Genomic DNA, 19,289 nt, shown 5'->3' on the forward strand with positions numbered 1-19,289 from the left:
AGTTCGGGTTCCGGAAGGAGTTCGAGTTCCGGAAGGAATTCGGGTTCCGGAAGGAATTCGGGTTCCGGAAGGAGTTCGGCCTCAGTTCGCCGACTCCGCCGCCTTCTCCAGCTGGAACGCCTCGTTGCCGAGCCCGATGCGGGCGTGGGCCTCGGGGTTGCGGGAGCGCAGGTACAGGCCGTGGACGAGGCCCACGACGACGGCGAGCACGAGGATGCCGGGCAGGATCCAGTTCACGGCGGAGCCGGGCCCGGCGCCGATCAGGACATCGATGTCCTTCACCGTGTAACCGGCGATCACCAGCAGGGCGAGGCCGGCCACGGCGGAGGCGGCCAGCCGCCAGGCCTGGGCGCCCACGGCGCCACGGCGGACGAAGAAGGCGATCACGGAGAAGGACGCCGCCGCCATCAGCAGGATCACACCGAGCGCGCCGGTGTTGCCGCCCCAGGTGAACAGGTGCAGGACGGGCGCGGTGGGGTCGCCGACCGGCTTGTCGTCGGCGATGGCGAAGCCCGCCACGACCAGGAGGGAGATGACCGTCTGGAGCAGGGAGCCGGTGCCGGGCGCGCCGCTGCCGCCCGTGGTGCGGCCGAAGGCGGCCGGGAGCAGTCCCTCGCGGCCCATGGCGAAGGCGTAGCGGGCGACGACGTTGTGGAAGCTGAGCATGGCGGCGAACATGCCGGTCACGAACAGCACGTGCATCACGTCGGTGAAGGTGCCGCCGAGCCGGGACTCGCTGAGGACGAACAGCAGTCCGGCGCTCTCCTTCTGCGCGGACGGCACGATCTGCGAGGGCCCGGTGGCGACCGTCAGGGCCCAGGAGCTGAGGGCGAAGAAGACGGCGACGAAGCCGATGGCGAGGAACATCACGCGCGGCACGAGGACGTGCGGGCGGCTGGTCTCCTCGGCGTAGACGGGGGCCTGCTCGAAGCCGGCGAAGGCGGCGATGCAGAAGCACAGCGCGGTGCCCAGGCCGGCGCCGGTGAGCGTGTCGGGGTTGAAGGCGTGCAGCGTCAGGCCCTCGGCGCCGGGGTCGGCGACCACGGCGACGTCGAAGATCACCACGAGGACCAGTTCGATCAGCAGCAGGATGCCCAGCAGCCGCGCGTTGACGTCGATCTTCAGCCAGCCGAGCGCGCCGACGGCGGCGACGGCCAGCAGTGCGGGTATCCACCAGGCCACCTCGGCGTCGGCGTAGGTGGCGAGCAGACCGGAGACCTCGAAGCCGAAGATGCCGTAGATGCCGACCTGCATGGAGCTGTAGGCGATCAGGGCGAGGAACGAGGCGCCGGCGCCCGCGGTGCCGCCGAGTCCTCGGGAGATGTAGGCGTAGAAGGCGCCGGCGTTGTGGACGTGCCGGCTCATCTCGGCGTATCCGACGCCGAACAGCACCAGCGTCACGCCGAGGACGACGAAGATCAGGGGCTGGCCGACGACGCCCATCACCGCGAAAGCCGTGGGCATGACACCCGCGACGACCATGAGGGGGGCGGTGGCCGCGAGGACGGACAGCAGCAGGCCGCCCGTGCCGAGTCGGTCGGCGCGCAGGTCGCGCTCCTGGCCCTTGAACGTGCTGATGCCCTCGGCGCTGGCGGGGGCGGTGGTTCTCGAACTGCCCGTTGTCATCGGGGTGCGTCCTTTCGGGCCGGTGGGACTGTTCGGGGGGACCGGTGCAGGGGGTTGCGGGGCGGGGATTGCGGGGCGGGGGTTGCGGGGCGGGGAGGTGGTTCAGCCCGCGCCGAGCGCGAGGGCGCGCGCGGCGCGGAAGGCGGCGTGCGGATCGCGGTCCGGGTAGGACCAGGGCTGCGGGGTGACGTGCTCCCCGATGCGGTGGAACAGGGCGGCCGCCTCGGCGCCGCGGCCCTCGCAGGACTTGGCGTGGGCGAGGAAGTTGAGGTCGACCAGGCGGCGCGGGTGGTCCTCGTGCTCCCACTCCAGCCACCAGTCGAAGGCGGCCTTCATCACCTGCCGGGCCCGGCGGCCGACCCAGTGGCCGGAGGCGGCCGGGTCGGGGCTCTCGTGGCCCGCGGCGGCGAGCACGCGGTAGCGCTCGGCGTGCGCGACGACCGGGAGCATCGCGAGCGGCGAGTCCGCGGGCGCCTGTTCGGTGGCCCAGTTGGCGAAGTCGTAGACCTCGTGCAGCGGGTCGGGTCCGGCCTCGGGGCGGGCCTCGGCGAGCCGGGCGACCATCAGGTGGTGGGCGTGGTGGTGCTCGGCGTGCCGGTGGCGGACCTCGTCGAAGGCGCGGGCCGTGTCCTGGTCGCCGCCGCGCTCGCGCTCCAGCAGGAGCAGCCCGAGCCACGGGGTCGGGTCGCCGGGCAGCAGGCCGGCCGCGGTCCGGCACGCCTCGCGGGCGTGGTCCGGCTTCTCCTTGCCGATCAGGGCGCGCCGCACCAGGGACACGGCGAGCAGCACCGAGGCGTCGGCGGACTCGGGCTCGGCGAGCCGCCACTCGCGGGCCCAGGCGGCGCTGTACTTCTCGGCCGCGAGGACGACGACGCGGTGGCCCCGGCGGTCCCAGTCGTCACCCGTGAGGGCGAGCAGGGTGCGGGCGACCTGCCAGCGGCCCTGGGACAGGGCGGCGCGCGCGGCCGCGAGGTCGGTGTCGTCGAGCGCCGCGTCGAAGGTCTGGGCCGAGCGCTTGCGGGCGCGGCCCAGGGGAGGCGGGGGTGGTGACACCGAGAGACATCCTCAGACGGTGATGACGACGATGCGGGGAGCCGGGTACGGCAAAGACCGCTGACGGCGCGGTGGTCAGCCCCCGTCATCAGCCGATCACACACAGCCAACCCGGAGGCCACGTCATCGTCAAGTGCCGTCGTGGCGTGACACGGTTCAACTGGTGTGGCCGGTGAGGCAGTTGCGATGCTTGGGACCGCCTGGAGGGGACGATTCCGGCATACTTCGCAGGCCGTTAGTGTGACGTAGGTCATAGCGCGGTCCGGTTCCTCCCCTGACCATGGGTCGTGCGGACGTGCCGCCGCCCAGGTTCCCGGGTGTGCCGCGACCGTGCGCAAGGCGCCCGTCCCGGGCACTTCCCCCCGGGTCGCTCCCCGGCGCCACCGGAGCCGGTCCCGGCTTCCGGGCCCCTATCTGTCCGCGCCCTCCCCCGGTCCGGTCGGAAGATCCCGAGGTACTCGCAGCGTGTCGGTTCTGGTTCTGCTTCTCGCCGTCGGTGCCGCCTGCTGCCTGGGATTCGGGTTCGTCCTCCAGCAGAACGCCGCCCAGCGCGCCCCGATCGGCGACTTCCTCTCGCCCCGGCTGCTGCTCGACCTGATGCGGATGCCGCGCTGGCTGGGCGGCATCGCCCTGATGGTCGCGGGCATGGCGCTCGGCGCGGTGGCCCTCGGCCAGGGCGAGATCTCCTTCGTGGAACCGCTGCTGGCCACGAACCTCCTGTTCGCCCTCGCCCTGTCCCGCCGCCAGACCCGGCAGCCGCTGGGCCGCCAGGGCTGGGCGGGCCTGGCGCTGCTCGCGGGCGGGGTGAGCGCCTTCATCGTGGCGGGCGAGCCGCGCGGCGGCAGCGCCGTCGCCGACCCGCTGCGCCCCTGGCTGATCATCGGCCCGATGGTGGGCCTGGCCCTGCTCCTCACGGCGTACGCCAAGCGCTCCCGCATCGGCTCCGGCCCGACTCTGCTGGCCCTGGCCGCCGGACTGCTCTACGGCGTCCAGGACGCGCTCACCCGCGTCAGCGGCGAACGTTTCTCCACCGGCGGCTTCGCCGAGCTGCTCACCGGCTGGCAGCTCTACGCCGTCCTGCTGCTGGGCGTCACCGGGCTGCTGCTCGTCCAGAGCGCCTTCGAGAAGGCCTCGCTGCGGGCCTCCCTGCCCGCGCTGACCGCGGCCCAGCCGCTGGCGGGCATCATCTGCGGTGTCGGCTTCCTCGGCGACCGGCTGCGCACCGACGCGGGCGCGCTCGCCTGGGAGGCGGCCGGGCTCACCGCCGTGGTCGCGGGGATCGTGCTGCTCGGGATGCACCCGGCGATGCCCCGGGGCGCGGCGGCGCCCGTGGTACCCGCGGTACCGGGCCGGGTGGCCCTGCAGACGCGGTAGGGCGACGCCCTCGCCGACCGCCCGGGCCGCCGCAGGCGCGGCCTGCCGAGCTGAACGGCCCCCCATTAGCCATGGCCGCGCTGACGCGATAGGCCGCCCTCGCCGACCGCCCGGGACCGCCGCGGGCACGGCCTGCTGGTTGGATGGCCCCATGAGCGCTGACGAGATCCTCGACGTCGTCGACGAACACGACCAGGTCATCGGCCGGCTTCCGCGCGGGGAGGTCTACGCGAAGGGGCTGCGCCACCGGTGCGTGTTCATCCAGGCACGGGACGCGAAGGGCCGGATCTTCGTCCACCGCCGCACCGCGACCAAGCTGGTCTTCCCCTCCCTGTACGACATGTTCGTGGGCGGTGTCGTCGGCACCGGCGAGCCCTACGACGAGGCCGCCCTGCGCGAGGCCGAGGAGGAACTCGGCGTGAGCGGGCTGCCGCGGCCGACGTTCCTGTTCAAGTTCCTCTACGACGACGGGGCCGGGCAGAGCTGGTGGTCGGCCGTGTACGAGGTCCGGTGCGAGCTGCCGGTCCGGCCGCAGGTCGAGGAGGTCGCCTGGCACGACTTCGTCACCGAGGAGGAGCTGAGGGCGCGGCTGAGCGAGTGGGAGTGGGTGCCGGACGGACTCGCGGCGTACGAGAGGCTGGCGGAGGTCCGGGCGACGGGGCGGCCCTCGGCCGACTGAGCCGGTCGACGGGCTTGCGGGGCGCAGGCTGCGGGCCTGCGGGCTTCCGGGCCGCGGCCTCTGGGCTCGCGGGCCACAGGCCGGGCTTGCAGGCCACAGGCTGCGGGCGTCCGGGCCATGGGCCTCCGGGCTTCCGGTCTTGCGGGCTGGCGGGCTTCCGGGCCGCAAGCTTGCGGGCCACGGGCTTCCAGACCACGGGCCGTGGGTTGCGGGCCACAGACTTGTGGGCCACAGGCCTCCGGGCTTCCGGTCTTGCGGGCTAGTGGGCTTCCGGGCCGCAAGCTTGCGGGCCACGGGCCGTGGGTTGCGGGCTTCCGAGCCACAGACTTGTGGGCCACGGGCTTGCAGGCCACGGGCCGCAGGCTCGCAGGCCACAGGCCTCCGGGCTTCCGGGCTTCCGGGCTAGCGGGTTTCCGGGCCGCAAGCTTGCGGCCCACGGGCCGTGGGTTGCGGGATTCCGGGCCACAGGCTTGCGGGTCGCAGGCCACGGCATAGCGGCCGCGGGCCGGCCGTCGGCTGGTCGGGCCGGGTGCACGTGCCGTCCGCCACCGTCGAGAACGCCGTCGGTCCGTGTACCGGATAGGGTCCGTCGCGTGATCGAACTCGTGCGAAACGTCCGGATGTGGTTCGCGCCCGAGCGGATCCGCGCGGAGGGCGACACCCCGGACTACCGGTTCTCCCTGGCCAACGAACGCACCTTCCTGGCCTGGCTGCGCACGGCGCTCGCGCTGATCGGCGGCGGGTTCGCGGTGGACCAGTTCCTGCCGGACCTTCGCTGGGGGTGGCGGCTCGGCCTCGCGCTCGCGCTGCTGGCGGCGGGCGTGCTGTGCTCGCTGCGCGCCGTGAACCACTGGGTGCGCTGCGAGCGGGCCATGCGACAGGGCGAGGACCTGCCGGGGTCGCGTTTCCCGGCGGTCCTGAGCCTGGTCGTCGCCTTCGTGGCCGTGGTGATGGTCGTCGTGGTGCTGCTCGGGTGGGAGGGGTGAGCGGGGCCGCCCCGGAGCGCGACCCCGGGCTCCAGCCCGAGCGGACGCGGCTGGCGTGGCGGCGTACGACGCTGTCGTCCACCGTGGCCGCCGTGCTCGCCGTGCGCACCACTCTGCACGGCGGCGTCACGGCGGCCTCCGCCCTGGTGTGCGCCCTGTGCTGTCTGCTCTGGCTGGGCTTCCTGCTGGTCGCCCACCACCGCATCCGGGCCCTGTCGGCGCCCGGCCGCCCACGCGCGCTCACCGCCCGCCTGGCCACCGCGGCGACGCTGTGCACGGTGGCGCTGGCGGCCTGCGCGACGGCCCTGCTGTTCTGACGGCCCCTGGCGCTCCAGGGACCCGTCGTCGGCCGCGAGGTGGCTCAGGCCACCGTCACCACGATCTTGCCGCGGGTGCGGCCCTCCTGGTTGAGACGCAGGGCGTCCGCGGCCCGCTCCAGGGGGAATGTGTCGGACACATGCACCGACAGCGCGCCCTCCTCGGCGTACTCGGCCAGCTGCTGGAGGTCCCCGGCCTCGGGCCGGACGAAGCAGAAGTGGCCGCCGAGGCTCGCGACCTCCGTGTCGGCGATCGAGGCCAGCCGCCCCTCGGGCGAGAGCAACTGGGCCGACAGGCGCAGGGTGTCGCCGCCGATGGTGTCGAAGGCGGCGTCCAGGCCGGCCGGCGCGAGCGCGCGCACCCGGTCGGCGAGGCCGTCGCCGTAGGTCACGGGCTCGCCGCCGAGCTCGCGGACGAACGCGTGGTTGGCCTCACTCGCGGTGCCGATGACCCGGGCACCGAGCCGCCGGGCGATCTGCACGGCCAGGGAGCCGACGCCACCCGCGGCCGCGTGCACCAGGACGGTCTCGCCCTCCTTGACGTGCAGCGCCCTGACCAGCACCTGGTAGGCGGTCAGGCCCGCGAGCGGCAGCCCGGCCGCCTGCTCGAAGGTGAGGTTGCGGGGCTTGCGGGCGAGGGTGCGCACGGGCGCGGCGACGTACTCGGCGAAGGTGCCGCGGGACAGGAAGTCCTCGCGGACGTAGCCGATGACCTCGTCACCCGCCTCGAACTCCGTCACGGCCGCGCCCGGCTGGACGACGACGCCCGAGACGTCCCAGCCCGGGATCACCGGGAAGACGGTGTCGAGGATGCCGTCGAGGTAGCCCTCGCGGCACTTCCAGTCCACCGGGTTGACGGCGGCGGCCCGCACCTTCACGAGCACCGAGTCGGGCCCGACCTTGGGGTCGCGGACGTCGGCGTACTCCAGGACCTCGGATCCGCCGAAGCGGCTGTAGCTGATGGCCTTCATATCTCCGACACTCCGGGCCGCCCGGGGGGCACGCAACCAGCTCGTCCGATATGTTCCACTTCGCGAACCCGACATTCGAAGGTTGGCGAGATGACCACCCTGCATCAGGAACACAGCACGCACAGCCACACCCACGGTCCGGACTGCGGCCACACCGCGGTGCCGCACGGCGACCACGTCGACTACGCCCACGACGGCCATCTGCACCGGGAGCACGGCGGTCACTGGGACGAGTGCGAGCCCGCCGGGCACAGCGCCCACGACGGGCACGACCACCAGCACGGCGAGAACTGCGGGCACAGCGCGGTCGCGCACGGCGACCATCTGGACTATCTGCACGACGGCCACCGCCACGCGGCCCACGACGGCCACTGGGACGATCACTGAGCCGAGCACGACAGCCACCGGCAGGACCCCGGAGCGGCCGCGACGGCCACCCGGACCACCGGCACCACCGCCGACCGGCGACCGGCACGACCGCCGACCCGCGACCGGCACCCGGCGACCGGCGACCGGCAGCGACGGCCAAGGACGGTCACCGACCACCCGCGACCGGCCCTGATCACCGACGATCGCCGAGACCTCCTTCGCGATCGATCCCTCTCGGCGCCATCGGTTCCGACCGGAGGAAACGCGCCATCGACGGCTCCTCGCGCGAGCGCGCGGGGAGCCGTCGGCCGTCGTGGCACCGATCACGTTCGCCCCTCGCTCTGGACGGCATACCGACCAGTCGGCATCATGAATCGCATACCGTTGACACGCATGTAGGAGCGACGATGACCGACCACCCGCCCGGGCTCGACCTCGACCGGCTGCGCGGCCTGCTCGACCGCGAGCGGCCCGGCCTCGTGCAGGGCACCCTGACCGGCCGGCTGATCGAGGGTGGACGGTCGAACCTGACGTACAGAGTGGCGGACGGCTCCTCGCAGTGGGTCGTACGGCGGCCTCCGCTCGGCCATGTCCTGGCCACCGCGCACGACATGAAGCGCGAGTTCCGGGTGATCAGCGCGCTGCACCCGACCGATGTGCCGGTGCCGGCCCCCGTGCTGCTGTGCGAGGACGAGGAACTGCTCGGGGCCCCCTTCTACGTCATGGACTTCGTGGCCGGGACGCCGTACCGCACCGCCGACCAGCTGGCCCCGCTGGGCCCGCAGCGCACCCGCGAGGCGGTGCTGTCGCTGGTGGACACCCTCGTCGAGCTGCACGCGGTGGACCCGGCCGAGGTGGGCCTCGCCGACTTCGGACGGCCCGAGGGCTTCCTGGACCGGCAGCTGCGCCGCTGGGGCAAGCAGCTGGACGCCTCCCGCAACCGCGACCTGGCCGGCATCGACGAGTTGCACGCCGCCCTCGGCCGCGCGCTGCCCTCCTCCCCCGCGCCGACCGTCGTGCACGGCGACTACCGCCTGGACAACGTCCTGATCGGCGCCGACGACAAGATCAAGGCGATCCTCGACTGGGAGATGTCGACGCTCGGCGACCCGCTCACCGACCTCGGCCTGCTGGTGATGTACAGCGAGCCGCTGGAGGTGCCTGACTCGCCGGTGAGCACCACCGCAACGGCCGCCGGGCACCCCTCCCCCGCCGAGCTGATCGAGCGGTACGCCGCCCGTTCGGGCCGGGACGTCTCCGCCGTCTCCTGGTACACCGCCTTCGCCTGGTTCAAGCTCGCCGTGATCCTCGAAGGCATCCACTACCGCTACACGCTCGGCCAGACGGTCGGGCCCGGCTTCGACCGCATCGGCGAGCTGGTGCCGATCTTCATCCAGCACGGTCTGACCACTCTTCAGGAAGGCTGACAGGACATGGACTTCGCGTTCGACGCGCACACCGAGGAGCTGCGCGCCAAGCTGCTGGCCTTCATGGACGAGTACGTCTACCCGGCCGAGGCGGTGGCCGATGAGCAGCGCGCGGCGCTCGCCTCGCCGTGGGACAACCCGCCGGTCGTGGAGGAGCTGAAGGCCGAGGCGCGCCGTCAGGGGCTGTGGAACCTGTTCCTGCCGGACGCCGAGCACGGCGCCGGGCTGACGAACCTCCAGTACGCGCCGCTGGCCGAGATCACCGGCCGCTCCCCCCACCTGGCGCCGACCGCGCTGAACTGCGCGGCGCCGGACACCGGCAACATGGAGGTGCTGGCGCAGTTCGGCAGCGAGGAGCAGAAGAAGCAGTGGCTGGAGCCGCTGCTGTCCGGTGAGATCCGTTCGGCGTTCGCGATGACCGAGCCGGAGGTGGCCTCCTCGGACGCCACCAACATCACCACGCACATCGCGCGGGACAGCGACGAGTACGTCGTCACCGGCCGCAAGTGGTACATCTCCGGGGCGATGAACCCGGACTGTCAGATCTTCATCGTGATGGGCAAGACCGACCCGGACGGGCCGGACATCCGCCGTCAGCAGTCCATGGTGCTCGTCCCGCGCGACACGCCGGGTGTCACGATCACGCGGGCCATGAAGGTGTTCGGTTACGCGGACCACTACCACGGCGGTCACGCCGAGGTGGTCTTCGACCACGCGCGCGTGCCGGTGTCGAACCTGATCGGCGAGGAGGGCGGCGGCTTCGCCATCGCCCAGGCCCGTCTCGGTCCGGGCCGCATCCACCACTGCATGCGGCTGATCGGCATGGCGGAGCGGGCGATCGAGCTGATGTGCAGGCGGGCCGTGTCGCGTACCGCGTTCGGCAAGGCGCTGGCGCAGCAGGGCGTGGTGCACAACTGGATCGCCGACGCGCGTGTGGCGGTCGAGCAACTGCGGCTGCTGGTGCTGAAGACGGCCTGGCTGATGGACACCGTGGGCAACAAGGGCGCGCACACGGAGATCCAGGCCATCAAGATCGCGACCCCGCGCGCGGTGGTGGACATCGTCGACCGGGCGATCCAGCTGCACGGCGCGGGCGGGGTGAGCCAGGACTTCCCGCTGGCAGAGCTGTACGCGGCGGCCCGCACGCTGATGCTGGCCGACGGGCCGGACGAGGTGCACCAGCGGTCGCTGGCACGGCGTGAGCTGAAGAAGTACCTGTAAGGGCCGGGGAAGTACCCGTCGGGGACGTGCGTAAGGGGCGACCGCCATGGATGGTCGCCCCTTACTCATGCGCCGACAGGCGGCCCGTTACGGCCGCAGTGCGCGCAGCAGCAGGTCGGCCAGGTGGTCGGCGACCTGCTGGGGGCTCATGGGGCCGTCGGGGCGGTACCAGGTGGACAGGTGGTGGATCGAGCCGAAGTGGTAGTCCACCACCAGGTCGGCCGGGTTGGCGGTGGTGAAGACTCCCGCCTGCTGGCCCTCCTCGATCAGCGCGCGGAAGCGTTCGTGGTAGCGCCGCCGCTCGGCGCGGACCTGCTTGTTCTTCTCCGGGCTGAGCTGGTGCATGGACCGGAAGAAGATCATCGCGTCGTCGAGGTTCTCGATGGTGGTGACCACGACGTCGGCGGCCGCGTCGCGCACCCGCTTCTCGATCGGCTCGTCGGCGTTCGCGAAGGCGTCCAGGCGCTCCTGCTGGACGCGCAGCAGGCGCGCGTACACCTCGTGCAGGAGGTCGTCCTTGGAGCCGAAGTAGTGGTAGAGCGCACCCTTGGTGACGCCGGCCGCCTCCACGATCTCCTGCACGGAGGTGCGGTCGTACCCCTGGTCGGCGAAGAGACGGGTGGCGGCGGCCAGGAGCCGCTGCGGCACAGGCGTACCTTCCCCGTCCGTCGTCCTGGCCACTGCCGCCACCTGCCTTTCCGTTCATGCCCCCGGGCCGTGTCCGCCGCGGGAAGCGATTCCTGACGGGAGATCTTCCCATGGACGCCTCACGCGCCCGACTCCCATGCGCGCTGGACACGGCTCATGCCGCCCAGCCAGCGGTCGGGGTCGGTGGCGCGGGCCTGGTAGAAGGCGGCCACCTCGGGGTGCGGCAGGATGAGGAAGCGGTTGTCCGCGATGCCCTTGAAGAGGGCGTCGGCGACGTCGTCCGGCTCGATGGCGGTGGGTACGAGCACCAGGTCACCCGCGCTTCCGGTGGCGTCGAGCATGTCGGTGCGCACGCCCTGCGGGCAGATGGCGTGGACCTTCAGGCCGCGGTGGCGGTAGGTGAGCGAGAGCCACTCGGCGAAGGCGTAGGCGCCGTGCTTGGTGACGCTGTAGGGAGCGGCGCCGATCATGGTGAGCAGCCCGGCGGCGGAGACGGTGGAGACGAAGCGGCCGTCGCCGCGCTCCAGCCAGTGCGGGAGCAGGGCACGGGCCGCGCGGACATGGGCCATGACGTTGACGTCCCAGGCGAGGTCCCACACCTCGTCCTCGGCCGCCTGAGTGCCGCCCGAGGCGACGCCGGCGTTGGCGCAGTAGATGTCGACGGCGCCGCCGAGCACGGCGCGGGCCTCCTCGACGATCAGGGAGGCGTCGCCGGGGACCGCGATGCCGCCGATCTCCGCGGCCACGGCCCCGGCCTTGTCCGCGTCGAGGTCGTTGACGACGACGCGGGCGCCTTCGGCGGCGAAGCGGCGGGCGAGCGCGGCTCCGATGCCTCCTCCCGCCCCGGTGACGACCACTCGGGCGTCCTGCACGGCTTCCACCATCGGCCTCCTTCGGCATACGGCGTCGACGACGACCGCGACGCGCGACCACGGCACGCACGGCGCCGCGCAGCGACAGACTAACCAGTCGGTATGTCGAGAGGAAGGGGTGGCTTTCGGGGGACGTCCCCGGTCGGCCTCGTTCCGCGCGGCGGGGCCCCGCGCTAGCGTGCGTGGGCATGACACCCGCTGGGATCACGGAGGTCACCGCATGAAGCTGTCCAGACGAAGCCTGCTCGCCACGACCGCCGCGGTGGCGGCGTCGGCGGCCCCCGCCGCGGCGGCCCCCTCGGGCGGCGGACGCCGGCTGCGCACCGGGTTCGAGCGCCTGGCCGCGGACGGGTACGCCCCGCTGGCGGGCCAGCGGACCGGCGTCGTCACCAACCCCACCGGCATCACCCGGGACGCACGGCACATCGTCGACGTCATGCACGCCGACGACCGGGTGGACCTGACCGCCGTCTTCGGCCCCGAGCACGGTTTCCGCGGCACCGCGCAGGCGGGCGGCTCCGAGGGCCGCTACGACGACCCCGCCACCGGACTGCCGGTCTACGACACCTACCTCAAGAGCGGCCGGCCGCTGGCCGACGTCTTCACCGCCTCCGGTGTGGACACGGTCGTCTTCGACATCCAGGACGTGGGCGCGCGCTTCTACACGTACATCTGGACGCTCTACGACTGCATGGAGGCGGCACGGCTCGCGGGGAAACGGTTCGTCGTGCTGGACCGGCCCAACCCGGTCACCGGGCGGTCCGCCGAAGGTCCGGTGCTGCACAAGGAGTTCGCCACCTTCGTCGGACGCGAGCCGATCGCGCAGGCCCACGGGATGACCGTCGCCGAGCTGGCGCTGCTGTTCAACGGGGAGTTCCTCGCCGAGCCGGTGCCGCTGCACACCGTGGAGATGACCGGCTGGCGGCGCTCGGAGTTCCACGACGACTCCGGGCTGCCCTGGGTGCCGCCGAGCCCGAACATGCCGACCCCGGACACCGCGCTGGTGTACGCGGGAACCTGTCTGTTCGAGGGCACCAACCTCTCCGAGGGGCGCGGCACGACCCGGCCGTTCGAACTGCTCGGCGCGGAGGGCCTGGACGGGCGCTGGGCCGCGGCCGCGAACGAACTGGGGCTGCCCGGCGTACGGTTCCGGGAGGCGTACTTCGCGCCGACCTTCTCCAAGTTCCAGGGCAGGACCGTCGGCGGGGTGCAGCTCCACGTCCACGACCGGGCCGCCTACGACCCCGTCCGTACCGGGATCGCGCTGCTGGTGACCGCCAGACGGGCCTGGAGCGGGTTCGCCTGGCGCGCCGACAACTGGATCGACAAGCTCACCGGCTCCACCTGGGTGCGAACCGCGATCGACGCGGGGGCGGACACCGACGAGGTGGTGGCGGGCTGGCAGGAGGAGCTGGCGGCCTTCCGGCGGGTGCGGCGGGAGTATCTGCTGTACCGGTGAGCCGTGACGTATGGCCAAGCGCCCCCGTTGGCAGGACGATGCGCCACACCGTGCGTGGTCCGGGGGACGAGGGGGCTTGTCATGGCGACAACCGAAATGAGCGTCGCTCCCTACTGGGAGCTCACCTTCGACGCCGACGGCGACGCCGACCGGCGCCGCCGCGAGCGCTTCCTCGGCGAGGTGGCGCGGCGCGGCGTCGCCGACCTGGTGGTCCTCGCGCACGGCTGGAACAACGACCGCTCGATGGCGACCGGGCTCTACAGCCGCTTCCTGGAGCCGTTCCCCGCCCTGGCGCCGGGGGCGGCGCTCGGCTACGCGGGCGTGGTGTGGCCGTCGATGCGGTTCTCGGACGAGCCGATCCCCGACTTCCCGCGAGCGGCGGTCGCCCCGGCCGCGGGGAGCGGGCTCGGCGAGGACACGCTGAGGGCGCTGCTGGTGACCTTTCCCGGCCGCGCCGATGTCGTGGAGCGGCTCGCGGGGCTGCTCGAGCAGCAGTCGCGCGGGGCGGCCGAACTGGCCGAGTTCGGCCGGCTGGTACGGCTCCTGGTGGAGGACGAACGGGCCTGGCCGCGGGCGCTGACCGCCACCGACACCACCGGCGAGAACGGGCCCGCGATGCTGACCGCGCCCGTGGCGGAGGTCTGCGAGGACTTCGCGCGGGGGCTCGCCGCCTGCGCGGCACCCGGCGGCACGGCCGCGTTCTCCCTCCCCAACCCCTGGGACGGGGCACAGGAGTTGCTGCGGCAGGCGACGTACTACGCGATGAAACAGCGGGCGGGCACGGTCGGCGAGCTGGGGCTCGGCCGGGTGATCGGGCAGCTCGCGGAGGTGGCACCGGGGGTGCGCGTGCATCTGGTCGGGCACAGCTTCGGGGCCCGGCTGGTGGCGTTCGCGCTGCGCGGGCTGCCCCAGGGCGTGCGCACGGTGAAGTCGGTGACCTTGCTGCAAGGGGCCTTCTCGCACTACGCGTTCGCCGAACGGGTGCCGGGCACGCGCGCGCGGGGCGCGCTGCACGGGCGTCCCGCGCGGGTGGAAGGTCCCGTGGTGTGCTGCCACTCCCGGCACGACTCCGCCCTGGGCACGATGTATCCGCTGGCCTCGCGGATGGCGGGCGACGACCGGTCCGTCGCCGTCGCGGGACTCGACATCGGGCGTTCGCTCGGGGCCAGATGGGGCGCCGTCGGGTACGACGGGATCCAGGCCCTGCCGGGCACGCGTGTGTGCACGCTCGCCGACGCGGCGGCGGGCCGGATCCCGGCGTCCGGGTGCGTGAACATCGACGTGGCGTCCGTGGTGCGGCGCGGCGGGCCGCCCGCCGGGGCGCACAGCGACATCGTGCACCGGGAGCTGGCGCAGGTGGTGGTGGCGGCGGGCCGGATCGGGTGACGGCCCGCCGCCGGACGCGGGTGAGGTCAGCGGTGCGAGGTGAACTCCACGACCTGCTGGTAGGTGGGCCGGTTCTGCCAGCTGATCCTGTCGTGCCTGATGCCGCCGAGCGTGCGGTGGACGATCGAGTCGGCGCACCACTGGTCGCCCGCCGCGCACTGATCGTCGCCGGGGTAGACCTGGGCGGCCGTCCGGCCCGCGGCATCCTTGAGGGTGGTCAGGAGCAGGTCACGGCAGGCGCTCAGGCTGCCGCCACCGCAGTACTCGCGCCCCAGGGGCCCCCGCACCGGCTCGTCGAGCACCGCCCGGATGTCCTTGTCGACATAGCTCCACCAGCCGTACTGGAAGGAGCTCCCGGCGTGCGCGCCGGTCGGACCGTGGGCGGCCGACGGGGACTCGTCGACGGGCAGGTTGGCGGTCATCGCGGTGTACAGGCCGGAACCGAGGCCCGGTTCGAACTCGGCCCGGACCAGCAGCGGCCACCACGCGTCCAGGAGGCGGATCGCGTCGGCGTGCGCGTAGGCCTTGGAGCCCGCCGACGTCTCGGTGCGCCGGCCGCCCGCCGACAGCCACGTCTGGAGCCTGGACACAGCCGTCGCGGCCGCCGGGTCGGTCACGGGCGTGCTGGTGACCACCTTGAGCAGGTCCGGCAGGACGTCCTCGGCGCGCAGGTCGGTGAGGCCCGCCTCGGCCATCGCCCTCACCAGCGCGCCCCGGGTCACCCCGCCCGCGGCGACCAGCCGCTCCACCCGGTCGTCGTGTAGGCGTTGATGCCGGCGAGGTAGGCGTCGACGTCCGCGAGCGCCTGCTGACCGCGGGTGCCGTTGCGGGCGACAGCGTTGTCCATCTGCGCCTGGAGTTGGACCTCGGTGTAGGGGGCGTTGCGCCAGAACTCCTGCTCCAGGCCCTGGCTGGCGGGGGCGCCGCCCGCGAAGGAGGTCAGCTCGCCGCGTCCGACGTGCCGGAAGACGTCCATCAGCCACAGCCGGTCCTCGGCCGCCGCGTACCCGGCGCCGAACTCGGTGCCGTAACGGGTGGTGCCGGTGATGTGCGGGACACCCGTCTTCTTGTCGCGGACGATCGTGACGTCGGTGCGGCCGGCGGGGCGGACGGTGGAGGCGACCTGGTCGGCGGGGACGCCGAAGGAGGCGTCGTTGAAGAAACTCGTGAGTGTGGCCTCGGTGAGAGCGGGGTAGCCGGTGGCCAGCTTGGCGTACGGGCCGAGTTGGTCGGCGGAGTGCGCGGGCTTGGTGCCGAAGGCCTGGTTGAGCAGGATCTGGGCAAGGGTCGCGTTGCCGTTCTGACCGGGCGGCAGGACGTCCGAGCACCGGCCGCCGCAGTGGTCCGCGGCCCCCGCCGCGGCGGGGGCGGGGGCGGCTGCCGCCGGGGCGGCCGGGGAAAGCGGGGAAAGCGGGGACAAAAGACCGGCAATGAGGGCGCATACGGATGCCGTCTTCAGGAACTCGGCGATTCCGTGGGGAGTTCTCAGTCTGTCGAGCAGGTTGCGGGGGGTGTGCCGTGGCATGGCAGCTCCTACCGACGGTTCGAGCCGGGCGTTACCGCCGGTATCCCCGCGTTCGAAGATGAACATGCCTCAGATTTCCGGGTGTTGGCGGGGGCCGGGAGTCGGGAGGGAGCCGGATCGGGGGTCGGTACGTCTATGCGGTGACGTCCGTACGACGACGCCGAACTGACCGAAGTACAGGTGCAGATGTGACGGAGGTGCAGGGCGATGGCCGGATTCCGGAGTCTTGCTAGACAGGTGCGTGATCCGCGGTGCGATCTGGCGCTGCGGCGCTATTCGCTGCGCAAGTGCCTGGAGCGCTTCGCTCCCTACGGGCACAGGGCGACCTGGGACCACTTGTGCTCCCGGGCCGGTTTCGGCCCGGAGGACCGCTCCCCCGACCCCGCGCGGCTCGTGGCCGCGCTGGAGGAACTGGAGGAGGCACGGGCGGTGTGGCTCGCCTACGAGGCGGAGTTCGCCGAGCGGCGCAGGAAGGAGAAGCACGACGGGCTGCGGCGGCCGGGCAGCGTGGACGACTGGCACCGGCTGACCTGGGGCGGGTTCGGTGTCGCCTGGTGCGACGACCCCGGGGTCCACCCGCGCGAGCCGCTGGCCGAGGTGCTGCGGCGGATCATCGCCGCGCTGGAGCGCGAGCCGGGGGCGTCGTGCCCGGTGTGCGACGGGGAGCGGCTGGTCTGGGTGCACGAGCTGGCCCATGAGCCGTCGTCCGGGCCGGTCTGCGTGGACTGCGGGATCCTCGTCCCGCGTCCGGTGCTGGCACCCACGGCGCTGGCGGAGGCCAGGCGCGGACGGATGCTGGTCCCGGTCTCGGCCTGAGGGCCGCGCCCGACCGTCCGCCCTCGCTCGACGGCGGGGGTACGGGGGTGCGCGGGGGTTCGCCGGACACGGGGGCCACGGGGGCGCTCGGCACGGGGGCGTGCGTGACGGGGGTCGCAAGGTACGGGGTCGTAAGACGGGGGCCGCTCGGTACGGGGTTCCGGGGGGTGCGCAGGGGATGCCGCACCCCCTTCTGGTCGGGCGCCGGACAGGTCACGGCGGTCCCACGCGGTGACGGCCGTGACCGACGGTCAGCCGGCGGCCGCGGCACTCTCGCGGTACGGGTGCGGCCGGCGCTCGTCGTGAGGCGGGGCGAGCAACTCGGCGAGGGTGGCGAGGCCGCTCTCACCCTGGTCGGGCCGCCGTACGGCGCGGACACTCCAGCTCGTCCTCGCCGTGGCGTCGACCGCAGCCGGACTCCCGCGAGTTGGCGAACCCGGCGAGGACCTGGCCGATCTCGGCGAGGGCCGGCCGAGGGCGGGTGACGTCACGGGGACGTCCCGTCAGGGCTCCGCGCGCCGGCAGCGCCCTAGCAGCACTGGTCCGGCTGGACGGCCGGACGGGGGTCGCGGGGGCGGTGGTTGCGGGAGGCGCTGCCCTAGCAGCACTGGTCCGGCTCGACTGCCGGACGGGGGTCGCGGGGGCGGTGGTTGCGGGAGGCGCCGCGTTCGACCATGAGCCGGGAGCCGCTGATGCGCTCGCCGAAGGTGTCGTCGGGGTTGGACAGGGCGCAGGTGTCGAGGGAGAGACAGCCGCAGCCGATGCAGTCGGTGAGATGGTCGCGCAGGCGGTTGAGCTGGCTGATGCGCTCGTCGAGCTCGGAGCGCCAGGTCTCGGAGAGACGGGCCCAGTCCTCGTGGGTGGGGGTGCGTTCCTCGGGGAGCTCGGCGAGGGCGTCCCTGATCGTGGCCAGCGGGATGCCCACCCGCTGGGCGGCCCGGACGAAGGCGACGCGGCGCAGGGTGTCCCGGGTGTAGCGGCGCTGGTTGCCGCTCGTGCGGCGGCTGCTGATCAGACCCTTGGACTCGTAGAAGTGGAGGGCGGAGACGGCGGCACCACTGCGCGCGGAGAGCTGGCCGACCGTGAGCTCGTGGATCTTCTCGGGAATCTGGGGCACTCCCCGAAGCCTACCCATCCGCCGAGCGGGTGAGGCGGGGCGGCCCGTTGACAGCACGCCTCCATCCGAGCATGCTAAGCAGTCGCTTAGACATGGTGACCGTGTGATGCGCAGGGAAGGCCAGGGACGACATGGCAGAGCCGAGGATCTTCACGTCCGTCGACGAGCTCAAGGCGGCGGTGGGCGAGCAGCTGGGGTACACCGACTGGGTGGAGGTCGACCAGAAGCGGATCGACCTGTTCGCCGACGCCACGGGTGACCACCAGTGGATCCACGTGGACCCGGAGAAGGCCGCGGCCGGGCCGTTCGGCACGACCATCGCGCACGGCTATCTGACCCTGTCGCTGCTGCCGCTGTTCGGGCCGCAGCTGATCGGCGTCGAGGGCGTGAAGATGGGCGTCAACTACGGCACGAACAAGGTCCGCTTCCCCTCGCCCGTGCCGGTCGGCTCCCGGCTGCGCGCCACCGCGTCGATCACCGGGGTCGAGGACGTCCAGGGTGGTGTGCAGGTGGCCGTCGCCTTCGTGGTGGAGCGCGAGGGCGGCGACAAACCGGTGTGCGTGGCCGAGTCGGTGTCCCGCTACTACCTCTGACACCGGCCGGGCGCGCGGCTCACCCGCCCGCGCCCACCATCCGCAGCACGAGGTCGGCGTACAGCGCGCCGACCTCGTCGGGGGTGCGCGAGCCCTCCACGTTGAACCAGCGGGCCACATCGATGCACAGGGAGAGCACGGCGAGGGTGGTGCCGTGCACGTCGGGCACGTCGAACTCGCCCGAGGCCACGCCGTCCTCGATGATGCCGCGCACCTCGCCGTCGACCTGGCGGCGCAGACCGACGATCTCGGCGCGGGCGTCCGGGCCGAGCGAGTCGAGCTCGTACTGGACGACACGGGCGGTGGTACGGCCGCCCGCGTGCCAGCGGACGAAGGAGCTCACGGCGTCGGCGAGGCGCTCGGTGGCGGTGCCCTCGCGGGCGGCCGCGGTGCGCAGGATGTCCAGCGCCTTCTGGTGACCGATCCGGCTGATCCGGTGGAGGAGCTCCTCCTTGGTCTTGTAGTGGATGTAGAGCGCGGCCGGGCTCATGCCCGCGCGGCCGGCGATGTCACGGGTGGTCGTGGCGTGGTAGCCGCGCTCGGCGAAGGCCTCCACCGCGGCCACCAGCAGCCGCCGGGCCGCGTCGGGCGTGACCTCGTCCCACGCCTGCGGCTCGCCGCCCGTGGTCTCCTCCGCCGTACTCATCGCTCGTTCGCCCCTCTCGCTCACAGGGAGACCACCATACAGCCGCGGGTGAGCGGCCGCTTAGAGCGCTCGCTCAGCCCCCTGCCCGTCGGCCTCGGGGATTCTAGAGCCAACGCCGTTCAGTTAAGGGCGGGGCCGGGGCGTCAAGTGCTGGTTGTGAGCATGGTGATGTTGATGGCTGCTTTGTAGGTGGTCCGGTCGATG

At 72.9% G+C, this 19,289-nt stretch carries 18 protein-coding genes and 1 pseudogene; 11 read left to right on the top strand and 8 right to left on the bottom strand.

What is annotated here, in order from left to right; genetic code table 11:
- Positions 1–81 precede the first annotated feature (81 nt).
- Entirely contained in the window at positions 82–1,626 is a 1,545-nt protein-coding gene (locus tag ABZZ79_RS17650; protein ID WP_356689824.1) for an APC family permease, read from the bottom strand.
- Between the two features lie 102 nt (positions 1,627–1,728).
- Positions 1,729–2,679 carry a hypothetical protein gene (locus tag ABZZ79_RS17655; RefSeq protein WP_356689825.1) on the bottom strand — a complete coding sequence of 317 codons (951 nt, stop codon included), beginning with the start codon at positions 2,677–2,679 and terminating at the stop codon, positions 1,729–1,731.
- Positions 2,680–3,144: 465 nt separating this feature from the next.
- On the opposite strand from ABZZ79_RS17655, the gene ABZZ79_RS17660 reads away from it, so the two are divergent.
- From ABZZ79_RS17660 to ABZZ79_RS17675, 4 genes are all read left to right on the top strand, one after another.
- On the top strand, positions 3,145–4,053 hold the full coding sequence (locus ABZZ79_RS17660) for a DMT family transporter (protein WP_356689826.1): 909 nt from the start codon (positions 3,145–3,147) through the stop codon (positions 4,051–4,053).
- 151 nt (positions 4,054–4,204) lie between these two features.
- Positions 4,205–4,732 (top strand): NUDIX domain-containing protein, encoded by a 528-nt coding sequence (locus ABZZ79_RS17665; RefSeq protein WP_356689827.1) that lies wholly within the window; start codon positions 4,205–4,207, stop codon positions 4,730–4,732.
- A gap of 593 nt (positions 4,733–5,325) precedes the next feature.
- A complete protein-coding gene (locus ABZZ79_RS17670; protein ID WP_356689828.1) occupies positions 5,326–5,718 on the top strand; it encodes a DUF202 domain-containing protein in 393 nt (130 codons plus the stop codon).
- A complete protein-coding gene (locus tag ABZZ79_RS17675) occupies positions 5,715–6,035 on the top strand; it encodes a DUF202 domain-containing protein (RefSeq protein WP_356689829.1) in 321 nt (106 codons plus the stop codon). Before ABZZ79_RS17670 ends, ABZZ79_RS17675 begins: the two co-directional genes overlap by 4 nt.
- Before the next feature lie 44 nt (positions 6,036–6,079).
- Here the strand turns inward: ABZZ79_RS17675 and ABZZ79_RS17680 are convergent, their stop codons facing one another.
- Complete coding sequence (locus ABZZ79_RS17680) at positions 6,080–7,006, bottom strand: NADP-dependent oxidoreductase (protein ID WP_356689830.1); 927 nt, start codon at positions 7,004–7,006, stop codon at positions 6,080–6,082.
- Positions 7,007–7,096: 90 nt separating this feature from the next.
- Here ABZZ79_RS17680 and ABZZ79_RS17685 point away from each other — a divergent pair, with 90 nt between their 5' ends.
- The 3 genes from ABZZ79_RS17685 (at position 7,097) to ABZZ79_RS17695 (ending at position 10,023) form a co-directional block, all read left to right on the top strand.
- On the top strand, positions 7,097–7,393 hold the full coding sequence (locus tag ABZZ79_RS17685) for a hypothetical protein (RefSeq protein ID WP_356689831.1): 297 nt from the start codon (positions 7,097–7,099) through the stop codon (positions 7,391–7,393).
- Between the two features lie 389 nt (positions 7,394–7,782).
- Entirely contained in the window at positions 7,783–8,802 is a 1,020-nt protein-coding gene (locus tag ABZZ79_RS17690; RefSeq protein ID WP_356689832.1) for a phosphotransferase family protein, read from the top strand.
- A gap of 6 nt (positions 8,803–8,808) precedes the next feature.
- The gene (locus tag ABZZ79_RS17695) at positions 8,809–10,023 is read left to right on the top strand and encodes an acyl-CoA dehydrogenase family protein (RefSeq protein ID WP_356689833.1); all 1,215 of its coding nucleotides are present in this window, start codon (positions 8,809–8,811) and stop codon (positions 10,021–10,023) included.
- Positions 10,024–10,110: 87 nt separating this feature from the next.
- Here ABZZ79_RS17695 and ABZZ79_RS17700 read toward each other — a convergent pair whose 3' ends face one another.
- The gene (locus ABZZ79_RS17700; RefSeq protein WP_356689834.1) at positions 10,111–10,704 is read right to left on the bottom strand and encodes a TetR/AcrR family transcriptional regulator; all 594 of its coding nucleotides are present in this window, start codon (positions 10,702–10,704) and stop codon (positions 10,111–10,113) included.
- Between the two features lie 86 nt (positions 10,705–10,790).
- Positions 10,791–11,555 (bottom strand): SDR family oxidoreductase, encoded by a 765-nt coding sequence (locus ABZZ79_RS17705; protein WP_356689835.1) that lies wholly within the window; start codon positions 11,553–11,555, stop codon positions 10,791–10,793.
- 208 nt (positions 11,556–11,763) lie between these two features.
- Between ABZZ79_RS17705 and ABZZ79_RS17710 the strand changes: the two genes are divergently transcribed.
- A complete protein-coding gene (locus ABZZ79_RS17710; RefSeq protein ID WP_356689836.1) occupies positions 11,764–13,002 on the top strand; it encodes a DUF1343 domain-containing protein in 1,239 nt (412 codons plus the stop codon).
- Between the two features lie 81 nt (positions 13,003–13,083).
- Positions 13,084–14,388, top strand: a complete 1,305-nt coding sequence (locus ABZZ79_RS17715; RefSeq protein WP_356689837.1) for a serine-threonine protein kinase — start codon at positions 13,084–13,086, stop codon at positions 14,386–14,388.
- A gap of 26 nt (positions 14,389–14,414) precedes the next feature.
- On the opposite strand, the pseudogene ABZZ79_RS17720 reads toward ABZZ79_RS17715, so the two are convergent.
- Positions 14,415–15,913 (bottom strand): annotated as a pseudogene (locus tag ABZZ79_RS17720) (penicillin acylase family protein).
- A 207-nt stretch (positions 15,914–16,120) separates the two neighbouring features.
- Between ABZZ79_RS17720 and ABZZ79_RS17725 the strand changes: the two are divergent.
- Positions 16,121–16,729, top strand: a complete 609-nt coding sequence (locus ABZZ79_RS17725) for a hypothetical protein (protein ID WP_356689838.1) — start codon at positions 16,121–16,123, stop codon at positions 16,727–16,729.
- Between the two features lie 598 nt (positions 16,730–17,327).
- On the opposite strand, the gene soxR is transcribed toward ABZZ79_RS17725, so the two are convergent.
- Positions 17,328–17,846 (bottom strand): redox-sensitive transcriptional activator SoxR, encoded by a 519-nt coding sequence (soxR, locus tag ABZZ79_RS17730; protein WP_356689839.1) that lies wholly within the window; start codon positions 17,844–17,846, stop codon positions 17,328–17,330.
- Positions 17,847–17,977: 131 nt separating this feature from the next.
- Here soxR and ABZZ79_RS17735 point away from each other — a divergent pair, with 131 nt between their 5' ends.
- On the top strand, positions 17,978–18,439 hold the full coding sequence (locus ABZZ79_RS17735) for a MaoC family dehydratase (RefSeq protein ID WP_356689840.1): 462 nt from the start codon (positions 17,978–17,980) through the stop codon (positions 18,437–18,439).
- A 19-nt stretch (positions 18,440–18,458) separates the two neighbouring features.
- Here ABZZ79_RS17735 and ABZZ79_RS17740 read toward each other — a convergent pair whose 3' ends face one another.
- A complete protein-coding gene (locus tag ABZZ79_RS17740; protein WP_356689841.1) occupies positions 18,459–19,085 on the bottom strand; it encodes a TetR/AcrR family transcriptional regulator in 627 nt (208 codons plus the stop codon).
- Positions 19,086–19,289: the final 204 nt, after the last annotated feature.

This window comes from Streptomyces sp. NPDC006458, assembly GCF_040612135.1.
Lineage (GTDB): Bacteria > Actinomycetota > Actinomycetes > Streptomycetales > Streptomycetaceae > Streptomyces.